Origin of the sequence: Hydrogenophaga sp. (assembly GCF_018780385.1) — a bacterium.
Classification (GTDB): domain Bacteria; phylum Pseudomonadota; class Gammaproteobacteria; order Burkholderiales; family Burkholderiaceae_C; genus Hydrogenophaga.
The window spans coordinates 38,244-54,316 of record NZ_JADMJO010000003.1 but is presented as its reverse complement, the minus strand read 5'-3'; the positions used below and the strand labels follow the sequence as shown (position 1 = coordinate 54,316).

Annotated in this window: 20 protein-coding genes; 15 read left to right on the top strand and 5 right to left on the bottom strand. The window is 60.8% G+C overall.

The annotated features are described in order from the left end of the window. Window positions 1–7 precede the first annotated feature (7 nt). Both IV113_RS00810 and IV113_RS00805 read right to left on the bottom strand, forming a co-directional pair. Window positions 8–1,195 (bottom strand): ABC transporter substrate-binding protein, encoded by a 1,188-nt coding sequence (locus IV113_RS00810; RefSeq protein ID WP_291079861.1) that lies wholly within the window; start codon window positions 1,193–1,195, stop codon window positions 8–10. A 135-nt stretch (window positions 1,196–1,330) separates the two neighbouring features. After that, the gene (locus IV113_RS00805) at window positions 1,331–1,804 is read right to left on the bottom strand and encodes a flavodoxin domain-containing protein (RefSeq protein ID WP_291079859.1); all 474 of its coding nucleotides are present in this window, start codon (window positions 1,802–1,804) and stop codon (window positions 1,331–1,333) included. 205 nt (window positions 1,805–2,009) lie between these two features. On the opposite strand from IV113_RS00805, the gene IV113_RS00800 reads away from it, so the two are divergent. The 13 genes from IV113_RS00800 (at window position 2,010) to IV113_RS00740 (ending at window position 11,644) form a co-directional block, all read left to right on the top strand. Continuing rightward, the gene (locus IV113_RS00800) at window positions 2,010–2,615 is read left to right on the top strand and encodes a LysE family translocator (protein WP_291079857.1); all 606 of its coding nucleotides are present in this window, start codon (window positions 2,010–2,012) and stop codon (window positions 2,613–2,615) included. A 763-nt stretch (window positions 2,616–3,378) separates the two neighbouring features. Beyond that, window positions 3,379–3,588 carry a transcriptional regulator gene (locus IV113_RS00795; RefSeq protein ID WP_291079855.1) on the top strand — a complete coding sequence of 70 codons (210 nt, stop codon included), beginning with the start codon at window positions 3,379–3,381 and terminating at the stop codon, window positions 3,586–3,588. 226 nt (window positions 3,589–3,814) lie between these two features. Beyond that, window positions 3,815–4,198 carry a helix-turn-helix domain-containing protein gene (locus tag IV113_RS00790; protein ID WP_291079853.1) on the top strand — a complete coding sequence of 128 codons (384 nt, stop codon included), beginning with the start codon at window positions 3,815–3,817 and terminating at the stop codon, window positions 4,196–4,198. Then, window positions 4,195–5,109 (top strand): hypothetical protein, encoded by a 915-nt coding sequence (locus IV113_RS00785; protein WP_291079851.1) that lies wholly within the window; start codon window positions 4,195–4,197, stop codon window positions 5,107–5,109. Before IV113_RS00790 ends, IV113_RS00785 begins: the two co-directional genes overlap by 4 nt. Beyond that, a complete protein-coding gene (locus IV113_RS00780) occupies window positions 5,102–5,737 on the top strand; it encodes a hypothetical protein (protein WP_291079849.1) in 636 nt (211 codons plus the stop codon). Before IV113_RS00785 ends, IV113_RS00780 begins: the two co-directional genes overlap by 8 nt. 177 nt (window positions 5,738–5,914) lie before the next feature. Further along, the gene (locus tag IV113_RS00775; protein WP_291079847.1) at window positions 5,915–7,132 is read left to right on the top strand and encodes a hypothetical protein; all 1,218 of its coding nucleotides are present in this window, start codon (window positions 5,915–5,917) and stop codon (window positions 7,130–7,132) included. A 55-nt stretch (window positions 7,133–7,187) separates the two neighbouring features. After that, window positions 7,188–7,763, top strand: coding sequence for a hypothetical protein (locus tag IV113_RS00770; RefSeq protein ID WP_291079845.1), 576 nt, complete (start codon window positions 7,188–7,190; stop codon window positions 7,761–7,763). Between the two features lie 336 nt (window positions 7,764–8,099). Next, window positions 8,100–9,074, top strand: coding sequence for a hypothetical protein (locus tag IV113_RS00765; RefSeq protein ID WP_291079843.1), 975 nt, complete (start codon window positions 8,100–8,102; stop codon window positions 9,072–9,074). A gap of 398 nt (window positions 9,075–9,472) precedes the next feature. Continuing rightward, window positions 9,473–9,856, top strand: a complete 384-nt coding sequence (locus IV113_RS00760; RefSeq protein WP_291079841.1) for a hypothetical protein — start codon at window positions 9,473–9,475, stop codon at window positions 9,854–9,856. A 31-nt stretch (window positions 9,857–9,887) separates the two neighbouring features. Next, on the top strand, window positions 9,888–10,133 hold the full coding sequence (locus IV113_RS00755; RefSeq protein WP_291079839.1) for a hypothetical protein: 246 nt from the start codon (window positions 9,888–9,890) through the stop codon (window positions 10,131–10,133). A gap of 254 nt (window positions 10,134–10,387) precedes the next feature. Beyond that, window positions 10,388–10,930 carry a hypothetical protein gene (locus IV113_RS00750; RefSeq protein WP_291079837.1) on the top strand — a complete coding sequence of 181 codons (543 nt, stop codon included), beginning with the start codon at window positions 10,388–10,390 and terminating at the stop codon, window positions 10,928–10,930. A gap of 124 nt (window positions 10,931–11,054) precedes the next feature. After that, window positions 11,055–11,399 (top strand): hypothetical protein, encoded by a 345-nt coding sequence (locus IV113_RS00745; protein ID WP_291079835.1) that lies wholly within the window; start codon window positions 11,055–11,057, stop codon window positions 11,397–11,399. Window positions 11,400–11,401: 2 nt separating this feature from the next. Then, complete coding sequence (locus tag IV113_RS00740; protein WP_291079833.1) at window positions 11,402–11,644, top strand: hypothetical protein; 243 nt, start codon at window positions 11,402–11,404, stop codon at window positions 11,642–11,644. A gap of 246 nt (window positions 11,645–11,890) precedes the next feature. Here the strand turns inward: IV113_RS00740 and IV113_RS00735 are convergent, their stop codons facing one another. Both IV113_RS00735 and IV113_RS00730 read right to left on the bottom strand, forming a co-directional pair. Next, window positions 11,891–12,412 (bottom strand): S24 family peptidase, encoded by a 522-nt coding sequence (locus IV113_RS00735; RefSeq protein WP_291079831.1) that lies wholly within the window; start codon window positions 12,410–12,412, stop codon window positions 11,891–11,893. A 317-nt stretch (window positions 12,413–12,729) separates the two neighbouring features. Then, window positions 12,730–13,371 (bottom strand): hypothetical protein, encoded by a 642-nt coding sequence (locus IV113_RS00730; protein WP_291079829.1) that lies wholly within the window; start codon window positions 13,369–13,371, stop codon window positions 12,730–12,732. A gap of 161 nt (window positions 13,372–13,532) precedes the next feature. Here IV113_RS00730 and IV113_RS00725 point away from each other — a divergent pair, with 161 nt between their 5' ends. Both IV113_RS00725 and IV113_RS00720 read left to right on the top strand, forming a co-directional pair. Continuing rightward, window positions 13,533–13,775, top strand: a complete 243-nt coding sequence (locus IV113_RS00725) for a hypothetical protein (protein ID WP_291079827.1) — start codon at window positions 13,533–13,535, stop codon at window positions 13,773–13,775. A 7-nt stretch (window positions 13,776–13,782) separates the two neighbouring features. After that, complete coding sequence (locus IV113_RS00720) at window positions 13,783–14,526, top strand: hypothetical protein (RefSeq protein ID WP_291079825.1); 744 nt, start codon at window positions 13,783–13,785, stop codon at window positions 14,524–14,526. 139 nt (window positions 14,527–14,665) lie between these two features. On the opposite strand, the gene IV113_RS00715 is transcribed toward IV113_RS00720, so the two are convergent. After that, window positions 14,666–15,907: an integrase arm-type DNA-binding domain-containing protein gene (locus tag IV113_RS00715; protein ID WP_291079823.1), complete on the bottom strand. Its 1,242-nt coding sequence runs from the start codon at window positions 15,905–15,907 to the stop codon at window positions 14,666–14,668. Window positions 15,908–16,073 lie beyond the last annotated feature (166 nt).

Below are 16,073 nucleotides of genomic sequence, written 5' to 3'. Positions count from 1 at the left end.
CCCGGCTTCAGCCCATGCGGCAGCCGGTGGCCGGGTCGGCCACGGCCTTCTGTGCAATGCCGATCACCTTGTTTTCCTTGTTCTCGACCTTGCGCAGGTACATGTCCTGGATCGGGTTGTGGGCCGCGCTCATCTTCCACTTGCCACGCGGGCTGTCGATCTCCGCGCCGTTCATGGCGGCGTACAGCGCTGGCTTGTTGCTCAGGTCGCCCTTCACAGCGTTGGCCCCTTTGACGAGCAACAAGCCTGTGTCGTAGCCCTGCACGGCGTAGACGTCGGGCTGCAGCTTGAAGGTCTTGGCGTAGTCGAGGCGGAATTTCTTGTTGCGCGGCGTGTCCAGCGAATCGCTGTAGTGCATGGTGGTCAGCACGCCGTTGGCGGCATCACCGGCGGCATCCAGCACACCCTCGGTCAGGAAGCCCGAGCCGTAGAGCTGGATGTTCTTGTTGAGGCCGGCTGCCGCGAAGTCGCGCAGGAACTTGGCCGCGCCGCCACCCGCAAAGAAGCACGCCACGGCATCGGGATTGAGCGAGGCGATCTCGGTCAGCAGCGCCTGGAATTCCACGTTGGGGAAGGGCAGACCCAGCTTCTTGATGATGGTGCCGCCGGCCTCGGTGTAGCTCTTCTCGAAACCTTCAAACGCCTCGTCGCCAGCCGCGTAGTTCCAGGTGATCCACACGGCCTTCTTGTGGCCGCGTTCCATCATGGCCTTGCCCAGCGCCAGCGTGGGCTGGGAATTGGTGAACGAGGTGCGGAAGACGTTGGGGGAGCACTGGGCGCGGGTGGCCACGTGCACGCCGGCGTTGGGGATCAGGCTGAGCACGCCGCTGTCGCGCGCCACTTTGTGAATGCCCATCTGCACGCCGGAGTGCACGGTGCCCACGAGCACGTCGACCTTGTCGCGCTGCACCAGGCGGGTGGCATTCTCGATGCCCTTGGCCGGGTTGGATTCGTCATCGACCTTGAAGAACTCGACCTCGCGGCCACCGAGCTTGCCGCCCTGTTCGTTGAGTGCCATGCGGAAACCGTTTTCAATCGCCACCCCCAACTGGGCGAAGGTGCCGGTGTAGGGCAGCATGAAACCCACACGGACCTTGTCCGACTGTGCGCGCACGATTTCGGGCAGCAGCAGGCCGGTGGACGCGGCGCCGATCACGGCAGCGCTGCGGGTCAGGACAAGTCGGCGAGTGGTCATTGAGGATCTCCAGTTGGGTTGGCGGAAAGCTGTGGGGTGTCAGGGCACTGTAGACGGCGAGGTCGCGATTGACGATACAGAATAACCCGTACTTGAGGCTTGAACTATTTATATGTGAATCGGAGGTGCTCGGCTTCAGACCGTGGCATGCAAGGCGAGGGCCAGCCACTCGCGCGCCCAGGCCGTGCAAACCACCTCGGGTTCGGTACCAGCCGACGCGTCGTGGCGAAACACCTCACCAATGCGCACCGCGCCCAGATCCGCCAGACGTTCGTCGAACTGCAAGCCGCCGTTGCAGAACGTCTGGGCGTAGGCGCTGTCGCCCAGGGCGATGACGCCGTAGCGCACCGAGCCCAGGTACCTGGGCTCGCTGGCCAGGGATTCGTACAGATGGTGGGCGTTGTCGGGCACATCGCCCGAGCCGTGGGTGGATGAGCAGATGACGTAAAGTGCATCTTCCTCAAAAACCCGGATGTCCAGACCTTCCATCAGCCGGACTTCAATGGACGGCATCAAATCGGCGCAACCCATCTCGATGGCCTGAGCCACATGCTCGGCGGTGTTGGTCATGGTGCCAACCAGGATGAGAAGTTTGGAAGGGGTGCTCATATGAAGTGCACGCAATATACTTCATGTTTTATTGCAAACCACCCGGGGAAACCCCGATCTTTGGACCTCCCGCCAGATCGGCGCGCTGCTTTCCGCCGGGAGCGTATCGCCATCAGCGAAAATCGCGCACGACGCAGCGCCCCAGTGTGGGGTCCCACTTTCATCCAACGCCCATCTCATGACACTTTCCACTTGGTTGCTGTACGTGGCAGCCGTACTCGTACTGACTGTCACCCCCGGGCCCAGCGTGCTCATGTGCATTTCAACGTCGGTTCAGCACGGCCCACGCCGTGCGCTGGCGGCGGCGTTCGGAAGCACGACAGCCATTGCTGGCCTCATGTGCCTTTCCATGCTTGGGCTGGGGGCCGCCCTCGCTGCGTCGGAGGTGCTTTTCTCAACGCTCAAGTGGTTGGGTGCTGCCTACCTCGCTTACCTGGGTGTGACGTCTTTGTTGTCCAAGGCATCAAGCCTGAACGTTCCCAGTGACGATTTGCGCGCCGGCAACGCCCAGTCGCTGTTTGCGCGCGGCCTTCTGGTGGGAGCCAGCAACCCGAAAGCGTTGCTGTTCTTTGGCGCGCTCTTTCCTCAGTTCATCGAGCCTTCGGCGCCGCAAGCAACGCAGTTCGTGATCCTCGGAGTCACGTTTGTCTTCTTCGAACTCTTCTGGCTTTCTGTCTACGCACTGACCGCGGCGCGTGCCAGGCAGTGGCTTCAACAGCCGCGCCGCGCCCAGGCTTTCAACCGTGTCACCGGCGTTGTTTTTCTTTTGGCTGCGGGGCTTCTGGCGACCACCAAGCGGACCGCGCCCTGAAAAGGGTTGGCGCCCGGAGGGACTCGAACATCGGCCTGCAGACCGCATGTAGGCTAGCTTTCAGCCGGATGAAGTCCATGGGTACCGTGAAAAATACCGCGAAAACCAAAAGTGCCCTGACTGTTGGGTCGCTGAGACACGGCTGGTCTGCAGGCCGTTTGGATCAGGTCGACAGCACGACGGGAGAAGCGCCTTTGACCGCCAACCTGCCATCCACCACACGCGCCAGGGCTGATTAGTGCGCGAGCCGGTTCTACCAGCTTGTGGCGGCGCCGAGGCCATTCCCACGCTTCACGCGGAGCGGCCGCGCTCGACGGCCCTACAGGCTACGGGCCTTGATCTCAGCGATTGCATCCGCCAACGCGACTTCGCGATTCGATTTGACTCCGTCGCAATCGAAGCCTCCAGCGCACTTCCACCAAAACCCGTTGGGGACGTACCCGATCCGGATTGTGTAGGCCACCCCTTCAATTTCCACGGTGTGCAACTTCACGTCACCCATTTCCAACTGCATACCACTCCTTTCGAGGAAAGACGCAGTATCACCGACTTGCGCGGGCCCTGAAGGCTCGGTTCCCCGGGCTGAGCCGGCAGTCCTTTGTCGGCGAGCAATGCATCCGTACGATGCCAGTCCGCCTCGATGACCCCCACTAGGGTTTCATTTTTTCTGAACTGAGGTAGACATTTCCTGTTGCGCGCAGTTTTCAACCCGCGCAGCGTCCGGTGTTTGATCACCACCAGGCGTTGCGCACCAGGACGCAACATGGATCTCAAAAATTTCGACTCTCTGCCCGATTCGGCTCTTTTGCCGGTGACGGCCTTTCGCACTCTCGCCGGCATCGCACCCTCGACCGTCTGGCGGCGCACGAGTCTCGAGCCTGACTTCCCGAAGCCCGTACGCCTCGGCGCCAAGTGCACGCGCTTCAAGGTCGGTGACATCCGCCGCCTTTTGGCTGGGCAGGGGTCAGCATGACCGCCCTGGTTGCGACATCAGAGGACCTCGTCACGGGTCACCATCCAAGTCAAAAATCGTTTGCAAATGCCCGCGCCGAGTACGCACTTCGTGGCCATGCGCTGATTGCCGGCGGCCGCGGCGCAGACGGCAAAGACTCATGGGTGGTCAGTCGCTGGGGTCACGCCCGGTCTTTCGACTCCTGGCCAACCGTTCTGGAGTTCTTGGCGCAGATCGGAGGTTCGCGATGAACCGGAACGACCACCCAGAAAAAGCAAAAGCCCCAGGCGGCCAGGCCGGGGGCTTTCAGGGAAATAAGAAAACGGACAACGCTAAGTGTAGTGCGAAGAGCACGACTGCGGAAGCCCAGCGCCAGCGCATTCTTGATGCACTGCGCACCGGCCCCAAGACCTCGTACGAGCTCCGGAGACTCGGCGCGTACTCATGTGCCGCTCGCGTGAAGGAGTTGCGCGATCGTTTTGGATACGTGATTCGTACAGAGCGCGTGACCCTTTGGGATCAAGATGGCTTTGAGCACACGCGTTCGGCACTCTATGTCCTTGACACCGAGCCGAAACTGCGCAAGCAGCCGCGGCATGTCATCCGAACCGGCAGCAAGGTGGTTCCATGATGGCCGCCGATGCACGAATCTCGACGGGCCTTCCGTCGCACCCGAAGACGAAGAAGCTGATCCGTCGGCTGGGCCCGGCCGGTGGCTGGGGTCTTGTGTGCCTCTTCCTCTGGGCTGCATCGAACCGCAGCGATGGGGACTTGAGCGGCATGACCGATGAGGACATCGAACTGGCGGCCGACTGGGGAGGTGCTGATGGTGCCTTCATTGGCGAGCTGGCGAAGGTGCGATTCCTCGACGGTGAGGTCGGCACACGCGCGATCCATGACTGGGCCGAGCACAACCCATGGGCGGCCGGGGCCAAGATGCGGTCACAAAAAGCCCAGTGGAACGCGGCCAAGCGCCATCACGGTGTCGCTGAGGCGAACCGCCAGGTGCCTGAGTACGCCGCACTCCGAGATGCTGCCTGCAATGCTGGTAGCACGAGCGCAGCAGGCGAGGATGGTGCTGGGTGCATGCAACCAGCCGAAGACAGCATTGCTCCGTCTCCATCTCCGTCTCCGTTTCCGTTTCCGTTTCCGTTTCCGTCTCCGTCTCCGTCTCCGTCTCCGTCTCCAATTCCTACATCTCCACCACCTGACGGTGGTGTAGCACCTCGCAAGCGCAGCACCGCCGCCGGAGTTGGCAGACCGGACGACGTTGCCGAGCAGACCTGGGTCGACTGGCTGGCGTTGCGCAAGGCCAAGAAGGCGCCCGTGACTGAGACAGTTGTGGACGGAGCCCGGCGCGAAGCTGTGACGGCCGGCCTGCCTCTCGATGCCTTCTTGCAGGTCTGGTGTATGCGCGGCTCTCAAGGCCTCCAGGCCGACTGGCTCAAGCCGCATGAGCGGCAGACGCAGAGCCGAGCGCTTTCCACGAGCCGCTTCACCGCAGCAGCAGCAGCGATCTTCGACGGAGCCACCCATGTCTAAAACCATCACCCAAGCTATCAAGGGCGCGCAAATCGGCGCGGTGTCGGCGCAGCCTGAAGACCTGCAGGCCGGCGTCAAAGGCCTGTTCATGCTGTTTCATGCCTGGTACGGCACCTTGCTGCTTTCGCGGTACACCACCGGCGACGTGGACGCCGAGGGCAAGGACCGCGGCATCAAGTCGGCCATGGTGGTCTGGCAACACGAGCTCGACGGCTTTGACGGCGATGTGGTGCGCGCGGCGGCCGAGCGCTGCAAGGTGGATCACTCGAAGTACCCGCCGACGCTGCCCGAGTTCGTGGCCCTCTGCAAAGCAATCCAGCCACGGAGGCCTGCACCCGAGTCGCAATTCAAGATCCCCATGTCGGAGGGCCTGAGGTCGTCATACACCGCGCGCGCCCGAACCGAAGCCATGGCCACCTACAACGCCAGGATCAGCGTGTGCATGGGCATGGTCAAGCCAGGCGAAGGCCTGGACACCGTGCGAGCGCTGATCGCCGAGGCGGTTCGCCTCGCCGGTGGTGATGAGGTCGCGACGCTGCGCCGCCTTGAAAGCAAGGTCTCACCGCCAGAACGATCTCCCGCAGCGGTGCCTGCGCGAGAGTTCTCTGCGATGAAGGGGAAGAGGTGACCGACCACGAACTCCCGCCCGCTTTCTCCCCACATTTCAACAAATACCCACCGGACAACCATCATGTACACACGAACCCAAGATGCCCAGCCGCGCCAGCCCCAGCAAGGTCTGGGAACAGCCCCACTGCTTGCCGGCAAGAAGAGCCCAGTCGACCAAATCCCCAGCTCCGCACCTATGGGGTGGAAAGGAGGTAGCGGCACCCGCGACAACGGCACCGAGTTTTCCCGTGGCGTGAGCAATGCCGCTGCAGCCCTCGCGCCGATCGGTGGGCCCGTCGTCGCCGGCCTGCTGAAAGGCGCCGCCAAGGTGGCCACCGGATTTTCTTCACCTCTTGTCCAGGGCGTGCTCGCGCCCAGTGTTCCGCTGGCAGCAGGCGTGTCGCTGCTGAATGCCGCCGATGCGGACGGCCGTGGTGCGGCCGCACAAGTCAACGGATCGGGTGTCGCTGGTACCTCCAACCCCGCCGCCGCCCCACGAGCCCCTGGGGGCGTGCCAGGCCCTGCCACCGGTGGTGTGGCTCCCTCTGGCGATCAAGCGCTTGGTCTGGGCATGGTTGGCGTGCGCCGCCAGCCCAATGGCATCAAGGAGTTCAGTGGCGAGAACATCAGCGGCCCGCTGAACTACCAAGGGGCCCAGGCCGCGGGCTTCAAGCCGCGCGGCGCCGGCGTCAGCGTGGTGCCCGGCATGGCCCCAGGCGAAGCAAAAGCAATCCTCGATCGCCCGTTCGACCCGCGCAACGGCATGACGGCCGATCAGCGCTACACCTACGACAAGCAGGTGAAGGACGCCCAGGGCATCAACGCCTTCAACGCCGGCATGAACCCGCGCAAGACCACGATGGACGACTTGCTGCGCTCGCGCCTGGCCAACAGCGCCAGCAAGCGGCAGGCCACAGCCGACCAAACCGAGATTGCGCGCGGCGTCGCGGATCTGGGCGTACGCCGTCAGGCCGAATCGGAACTCAATAGCGCGAGCGCGCGCGGCTTTCGGGCGAACACCATGGCCGAGTCGGAGCAGTTGCAAGCCGCGCGCAGCGCCTACGTAACAGCCGATACCGATGCGAAGCGCAAGGCTGCGGCGCAGACCCTGATGGCGCTGCAGGGCAAAAGCGAAGCCAACCCCGGCTACACCGTGGTGCCTGGTGAGGAATACGCGGCGCCCGACGGTAGCGGAGGGGTCGTGAAGCTGCGCGGCCCGGCGCTGGTGGTGGACAACCGCACTGGCCAGGTGGTCGACATGGCCGCCCAGGTGCGCCGCGGCGAGGCTGGCCGCACGAAAGGCTCTCGCCCCGAGAACTACGAGGTGGGCAAGACCTACACCGTAGGTGATCGCAGCGTCCGTGTCGTGAGCCTCGATGCACAGGGTCAGCCCCAGTTCGAGGAGGTGCGCTAGGGCTACGCCCGGCTCACATCACGCGCGGAACCATCTCAACTCAACAGGAAGAATCATGCAGAACCTCTCGACCGTCGAACGGCTGTGGCAGGGCCACGAAGCCAGCAAAACCATCCTCTCGGGCTACTCGGCATATCACCGAGGGCCGCGCCTGGAGGAGGGTGCCAGCCCGCGCGACTCGGATCAGATCGCGAGGGGCCTCCCGGACGCGCTGTTCGCGGGGCACCCTGAGATCGAACGCCTGACGGCGGCGCTCACGCTGCTGCAGGCGCGCGCGGACGACGTGGCGATGCGGAAGACTCACCCGGCGACGATTGCCGAAGCCATGACGGGCATGCAGCGCCAGCTCGATGCTGGTGCGGAAGAGTTCCGCCTGGCCGCGCTTGACGATGCCTTGAAAGGTGACCTTGAGTTTCCGCGGGCACTGGCCACCAAGCAATCAATGGAGGTGGTTGAGCTCAGGCTACGGGCCGCGCGCTTGGCCTACGCTGATCTCTGCCGATCACCACCGGAGCAGGGCGAGTTTCGCGACCGCGCAAGGCAAGCGGAAACCGCCCTGAAGAACGCACTTTTCCTGCTCAAGCGCGAGCACGTGCAGGCGCATCCCGAACAACAGTTGCCTACCGCGTGAAGTCTGTGAACTGCCCTTGCGGAGCGTTCGGCAAAGTGGGCGGGCTGGGCCATCCCAGTTTCTTTGGCAGCGTTGGCTCTCGCTGCTTGGCCCTACATCAAGGCGGGCGTGTAGCGGGTCTCTCAAGTCGAGCCAGTGAGGAACGGCAAAACCTCGACCAGGATAGCCTGCACGATCGGCGTGGCGCTGGTCGCGGGGTCTGGTCTATGCAGGCCGGGCCGCCTTGGGAGTGGCGGAAGCGGTGAGCGTGGAGAACGTCACGCCGGGCCGACTGGCGCTTTGACAATGGGCAAGGGAGAATCGAGCGGGCCGTATTCAAATGATCAAGGAAGATTCATGCCGTCGAAGCCAACAAATCCGCGCACCCAAAAGTCTCTAGGAATCAATAAGTTACCTGCGACGTTAACCCCTAACCCGCGCACCCCTGCCGGACAGGGTGAGTTGTTCATCGACAAGCAACTGGAGATCAACGGCATAGGCATGGGGGTGCTGTCGGACGGCACGGCATTCCTCACGGGGCGCGGACTTGCCGGTCTATGCGGAATAGACAGCAGCCGCGTCTCTGAACTGGCGCAGAGTTGGAACAGCCAAGCGCCCAACCCACTGGCGCGTGCTGTCAAGAAAATTTTGGCAGACAAGGGCATTTTTGTCGCCACGCCTTATGTTGAGATCCGTCAAGCTGGCGAGTTCTTCCATGCTTACTCGGACGTGGTTTGCCTAGCTGTTCTCGAGTATCACGCCTTCGACAAGCCAACAGATGACGCCAAAAAGAACTTCCGATTGCTTGCGGGCAAGGCGCTCCATGATTTCATCTACACGCAGGTGGGATATGACCCGCAGAACCATGTGCCGGAGGTCTGGCGGCAGTTCCACGATCGTGTTTCGCTTGTCTACAACTCCGTTCCGAACGGATATTTCAGCATCTTTAAAGAGATCTCGGACATGATCGTTCACCTTGGTCAGCAAGGACTGATGATCGACAGCAACTTTGTTCCTGACATTTCAGTCGGCATCGGCTGGGGCAAGCATTGGACTGGAGGCAAGTCTGATGCGAAATACGGCGCCAGGATCAACTACGAGCACAACTACCCAGATTACTTTCCCCAGGCCATGTCCAATCCGCAGAAGCCATGGTGCTATCCGGACGCCGCGCTGGGAGAGTTCAGGCGCTGGTTTCGAGAGACATACGTTGGTGAAGGCAAATTCGAGAACTACCTGAACTCAAAGGTGCGAGACCGCGCCCTCCCGGCTTCGTTTGCCCAGATCGCATTGTCGGCTTACAAGGACCCGAAAGGCATCGGACGCAACTAGTCCTGACCATTCCCTTCCCCCAACAGCCCGCCTCTCGCGGGCTTTTTTACGCCTGCCTTACCCTGTGGAAACGGTGCTCGAGCTTCCAGCTACCGCCTACCATGTCGAGCAACGCGACAACTGGCGGATCGTTCGCATCACATCAACAGGTGAAGCTGTATATCACGGTCCTGGCCCGGTCGAAGTGTTCATCTCGCTGGCGCCGTTTTAAACGACAAGATTCTTCCATCTCTCAAGCTTTCGGGACACATGGTGGGAAGCCGGGAATGGGGCAGTGCCGGTACGCAGTGAGGTACGCAGTGAGGTACGCAAGGAGGTACGCACTACTTCAAGGCCCCCAAACAGCTATAAATGGGATCTCGGGGGGGGCCCCCGCCACCCCCCCCCCCAGCTCCAGAATGAATGTCATCTCCTCCGAAAGTGTGAAGCCCGCAGCGGGTCGGCGCACCAAAGACATCCTCTGGGGGGCCATCATGGACCTGCACGCCCACGACCAAGTCATCACCCGCGAGGTGCTGCGCAAGCGGTTCATCGAGGACGACGAAAGCCTGCGCCGCTTGAAGGCAGGGGTGTTTCGACTACTTCGGGCGCAGCCACCGATTCGGCCGGTAGGCCTGACGATCGAGGAAATCGGCGGCCCTGTTACGGCCAAAGTGGGGGACCAGTCGTTGAGCATGTCCCATCGCGAGGCCCACATCCTCGGACTGCAACTGGCAGGTTTTGCCCAGTGCACACATGCTCAGATCGCTGCCGATGAAGCGCTCGCAGACACGTTGCGTTGACGAGCCCGAGCTGCCTGGTGACACTGAGCCCATGACCAAACCGCCAAGCCATTCCATCGAACCAAAGCCGCAGCCATGCGGGGAGGGGCCGGGTACGCCCGGTGCCGAGCAGCCGCTGGAAACAATGATTTGCTGGACGCAGTTGCTCCGCGAGACGGAGGCCGAATTGGTGGGGCCGCACAGGCCGTTGGGCTCTGTGTCAAGCTTGGATGAAATGGAACGGTTGTTCGCGCAGCTCGAAGAGCATCACTTCGAGAACAGCCAATCATTGGCCTGATGTGCGCGAAGCCGTGACGTACTTTGGCACGTCACCACAATTGGTATGCTCCACTACACTTGTAACAAAACATAGGAGACGGAGTGAACAAAAAGCCAAGCGGCCCACCGCCCGCCCCGAGCCCGCAACCCACGAGAGGCCCGGCCCACGATCACGGTGGCAGGGGCGGAAAGGTGCTGGAGTATTTCTCTCCTGCTCCGCCTCCGGGGCCGCGCCCAGCGCCATCCTCACCCCCTTCATCAAAGAAGTGAAGCATGGCGGCCCAGGACGGAGATGCCACGGAGGGGATGCTCCATACCAATCGGCCGCCTGACGAGTGGGATCTTCGCTGCGAACTCTGGCATCGCCTCTGGATCGCATACCGCTATCACAGACGACGCGAGGCGTGGTTCGACAAACTCGATAAAGCGACAACAGCGATCTCCGTCCTTCTCGGGGCAACAATCCTCGCCAAGGCGCTGGAATGCTGGTTGCCGTTCGCTGCATCGGTGATAGCCGGTCTAGGCTTTCTCTCGTTGGTTTTCAATTACTCGTCTCGGCGCGTGCTCCATAACGAGTTGGCCGTAAAACTGATGCTCCTGATCGCCGACATCGAGGGGGTCCCTATAGATGACCTGACCATGGAGCAGGTCGCCATGTGGAAGAAGCGGTACGCCGCCGAGGTGTCAACGAAGGAGCCACCAATGCTCAAGGCACTGGCCATGGCCTGCGAATACGAGCAGGCCATCGCTGTCGCAAATCCCAAACCTCCGCCAAAAGTGCCTGGCTGGAGGTTGCTTTTCGCGAACATGTTCTGACCGCCCTCGGCTATAGACCGTCATTCAGCGCCGCGCCCTTATGGCCCACTGGTGGGACTGCACTGTAATGGAGGACGGCTACTAGTCTGACGATGGACCGATGATCTGTAAAAGAGGAAATTGCATGCACGCCTATCTAGATGAGCTTCGGCAACTGGAGGTACGGGCTGAATCGCTTTCGCAGATGGGCTCGTCCGTGACAACGAAGTGTGCCAGCGAAGATGATGCGAAGGCCGAGTACAAAGGCCTCAAGCAGCACCTTGAACTGCGACTTAAAGAGTTCGAGCGTCGAGAATCTGCTCATGTCGATGACTGGCTCGCAGCTACGTTCGCCTCTGCCCTCCGAAGCGCGCACATTGCTATGCGCTCACCCACCAACACCAGCCCTAAGAACAGCGGCTGGCTCAGATCTGTTGACGATGCTCGTGAAGAGCTCAGCTACGCGATATCTACCTGGCCAAAGGAATGAACATGACCAAGGATGCCCATAAGACAGTGAAGGTATCGATCGTGTACGCCGACGATAGCTATTCGGAGGAGTACTTCGAGATCGGTGTCTTAGCAAAACATGATCGCTTGATCCATCAGGGAAAGACCGGGAAGCAACTCATCGACGAGCTCATCACCGACGACTGGGCCGCGCCGCCGCGAAAGGTCACTCTTACCTTCCAGGGCGCCACTGGGCAGCAAATGATCGAGCTGTTCTATAACTAGCACCTCCGACATTGACGGATGCCTCCACCAACGATGTGAACCTCGCTTTTCCACAAAGCGCGAGCGTGCTCAGATTTGAACCTGCCCCCACCAGCGCCGGGAACATCATGAAGGAAGCTTGGAACCTTTGTTGGACTTGCGATAGCCGGAGCAGGCGGAGTCACTTCGGTGGCGCACATACCTTGATACCGTCCAAGGTCAAGAGGCTTTGAAAAACATCATTGCCGAACGCGACAGGTTGATAGCTCAGGAGAACTTCGACCCCACGGCAGGTATGTGGATGGAGGTGTCCAGAGGAGGTTTCGCAAGCAATCGAGCCGAGACGATCGATGTCACCACCTGAACGCCGAACACTGAGCGGAGTTCGTTGCGCTGGATGGTGCGCCGAGTGGCTCCGTCCAGCGACCTCAGTGTGATGCTCTTAGGCCGGTCTACGAGCAGCTCCTGCAGCATCGTCCTGCCATCCTTGAGCGCTACTACCACCCTGTCAGTGGGCGCAGCTTTCAGGTGAGGCTCGATCACAATGAACTCGCCTTCGCGGATCGTCGGATGTCCGATATCGCCGCAGACACGCATCGCGTATGCACTCTTCTTCAGCGCAAGCTGGGCGAAGTTGAACAATCCTTCCTCCAGTTTTAGTTCTTTCCCGTCGACGCTTCTCCCATCCGTTTCCACGTGTCGTGTTTGATGAGCGGTCAGGGTTCGTCGGTCCGCGAAATTCTCAAAGTCGATCACATTGCTCGGGGATCTAGAATCCAATGTAGCCATGGTGTGCGTCCTTTCAGATGTTGCACGTTGTGGTTAGAAGGTCGGTAGCGGGTCCAAGCGCTGCCGGCCTTCGTTATTTGCGCTCAGGTCCCGGAGCCTTCGCGCGGTCGATCGCTTTGTTGAGCCAGCCTGTTCCCAGTTCTCTCAACTTTGCCCAGCGATCTGGAGTCAAACGAATCGATCCATTCACAGTCCTTTGTTCCTCAGGGATCGGTGGCCGACCCATACGAGGTCGTGCTTCGAGTTCTTTATTCGCCATGCGACTTAATGTAATGCATAAAGTCGAATCGACGCACGGCTTTATGTATTCCGAAAAGTCAACTTCCGACGAGTGGCGGGAGGTCCATCAGAGGGTCTGAGATCATGAAATCGGTTCCCGGCACACCGATAAAGCCGAGTTGGGCGTAGTACCTGCAGAGTCTTGCCGTTGCACGGCCCTGATTTCGGTCGAAGTCTCCAAGGCCCATCGTCACGAACTTCGGATCACCTTCTTTCTCCGCCGGATCCCCTCCCTCAAATTGAAGGGGAAAGGGCTTCATTGCGACCAAGCCGCAACCCATGCTGAACTGCTCTTGGAGGCAGCGCAGCACCCGCAGGCCGATGCCATAGCCCCGGTACTTGGGGAGCACCTCCAAACGATCCAGTATTAGGAGGTTCGGACTCCATCGCTCACCGCCTGGCAGTATTGCGGTCACTTCGGGGGCGTACTCCCCATCGTCGCCATAGAGCAGTAGATAACCCATTGTTGTCGACGCGTAGTCAAAGATGTCGAACACCGATTCGTCATTCGCTAGAGCTCGCTCCACGTTGATGATGAAGATTGAAAACCGGCCCGCGCGATGCTTGCGACTGCCTCGATAGACCCAAACGACACCTTCGATTTCCTTCACGTACCTTGAAGGCTCGTCGTCGTCCACAAGCAACTCGTGACTGAACTCGAGAGTGAAGAAGTAGGTCATGCAGTGCATTATCGGCATGGCCGCTTGTGGGCGACCGGCCATAGAAAGCGAATCGATTTGGTCCGCCGCTGGATCAAGGTGCGTCTAGCGCCGAGAGGATGGTTTTTGGAGTTCTGAAACGGCAGGGCAGCGTACGATCGGCCTTTTTCAAGGAGGCGGATATGGACGGTATGGAAGGGATGCAGGCAGTTGGTGGGGTAGTCATGTTGCTGTTGGGCCTGCTTGTCCTGCTCATCGCGATTTTGTGGATCTTGATGCCCTTCGCGATCTTCGGCACCAAGGATCTTCTGCGCGAGCTCATCCGTGAGGAGAAGAAGACGAACGAGATCCTGATCGCCGAGGCCCGTCGTGTCAGGGTGCGGGATGGGTACAAGTCCGACGATGATCTGACCGCCACTCGCTGAGGTGTGAATGACCGACAAGCGATACAGCATTGGGATGTTGGTCACCATCGCGTACGTTGTCGCCTTGGCAATCTACGCCTATGTCCAACGCGATCCAGTGATGAAAATGACCCCGAATGAGCTGGGTGATGCCCTTGCAGGCGCAGCCAGCCCACTGGCGTTTTTGTGGCTAGTGCTCGGCTACCTCCAGCAGGGCGAGGAGCTGCGACAGAACACCACGGCGCTCAACTTGCAGGTGAAGGAGCTGCAGGCGTCAGTAGACCAACAACGGGCACTAGTGGAGACAACGCAGCGCCAGCATGAGTTTGAACTCGCTCGAGAAGAAGAAAGGCGTCGGGCAACATTTTTGTCGAACCAGCCGGTGTTTGACGTGCAACTTGCGGGCGGACTTGTGCACCACGGGAAAGACCTTTTCTACTTGACGATGACCAATATGGGGCGCCTGTGTTCGCGCTTAGCGATTTACGCAGATGAGGACGAGTCTCTCTTGTTTGAAGGCGAAGAACTCCCGTTAATTTTCAATGGCGGCACTGCAGTGGAGATGTCGTTTGCGCTTTCTGTTCAGCACATTGGGCAAGATCTTTCATGCGTGATCTGCTACACAGACTGGAACGGAGAGGAGCGGAAACAGAGATTTGCGATTCGCGTCGCTAAAAGGAAATCTGGCGATCTCCTTGCCTACATACCTGCGCCACCCGTGCTCGTTTTTCCCGAAGCGCGGGCGGCGCCATCCCCAAAGGCTACAACCTGAAAGACTGCCCCTTGTGTCGTGAGGCGCATCTTCTCGCAGACAGTGGTCCCTCGCTTGGCTCCACCACAGTAGATGCAACGGTCGGTCAGCTCAAGGGCAACGGAGCGCGCGTCAGCCTCCCGTACACGACGCTCGCCCATCACGCTGCCCTTAACGGGATGATCTTCGCGCCCACACGCAGCCTGTCCAGGTAGTCGGCCCACACGTCCATCATCTGTCGACGCTGTTCCATGAACTCCGCGCGGTCATAGGCCATGCCCAGCGGTCCCGATTTGCCGTGCGCCAGTTGCGCTTCGATCACTTCGGGCGAGATTCCTGCAATGCGCTCGATCAACAGTGTTCGAGCCATGGCGCGAAAACCGTGGGCGGTCATTTCGTCGCCCGTGAAGCCCAGGCGGCGCAGTGCGGCGTTCACGGTGTTCTCGCTCATGGGCCGCTCGCCGGTGCGCAGGCTCGGAAAGACGAAGCGCCCATGGCCTGTCAGCGGCTGGAGCTCTTTCAGGGTTGCCAGGGCCTGCGGTGAAAGAGGCACCAAGTGCGGCCGGCCGTTGAGCTTCTGAGCGAGCCGGCGCTTCATCTCCGCGGAGGGGATCGTCAACATGGCTTTGTCGAAATCGATCCATGCCCATTCCATCTGCCTGATGTTGCCGGGCCGCTGGAAGAGCAGGGCGGACAGGGTCAGCGCGGCCCGAGTGGCGGGCTGGCCGGTATACCCGTCGATGGCGCGCAGCAACTCGCCTGCCTGCTGGGGCTCCAACACCGCAGACATGTGCTTCACCACGATCGGTTTGAGGGCTCCATGCAAATCGGCAACCGGGTTTCGCTCGCACCGGCCAGTCTGGATACCGTAGCGAAACACTTGGCCAGCAGTCTGGCGTAACGTGTGGGCGGTTTCATTGGCCCCTCGCTTTTCCACCTTCCGCAGGGCGTCAAGCAGGATCGGCGCCGAGATCTCGGTCAACGTCAAGCGGCCGACGTAGGGGAACAGGTCTTTTTCCATGCGCTCGATCCAGCGCGCGGCGTACCTCGGGCTCCAGCCTCCGGCCTGGTTGGCATGAAACTCTCGAGCTGCCGCCTGAAAGGTGTTGGCGGCAGCCACCGACGTGGCCAACTTTCCCGCCCGCTTCGCAACACCGGGGTCGACGCCGTCAGCCAGCAGCTCCCGCGCCTTGTCGCGCCGCTGGCGGGCCTTGGCGAGCGAGACGTCTGGGTACACGCCCAGCGCAAGCGTTTTCCGCTTGCCAGAGAAGGCGTAGTCCTGACGCCAGTACCGGCCGGCAGCCTTCACGAGGAGGTACATGCCGGCACCGTCAGTGTGCTTGTCCCCGGCAGGTCGGCCGGAGTGCTTCACCTGTCTCACGAAAGTGTCGGTCAGAGCCATGGCTACCCCTTGTGACGGTATCCAGCGACTGGCAAAGACCAGATACCGCGACAGATACCGCTTTTGTTACGGTATGTCATGGTATCGACAGAGAGGGTGTGAGACAACAAAAAACCCGCAGTGCCAGGAAACACGCGGGTTACAAGTCGATTCGAGACGGTGTGAG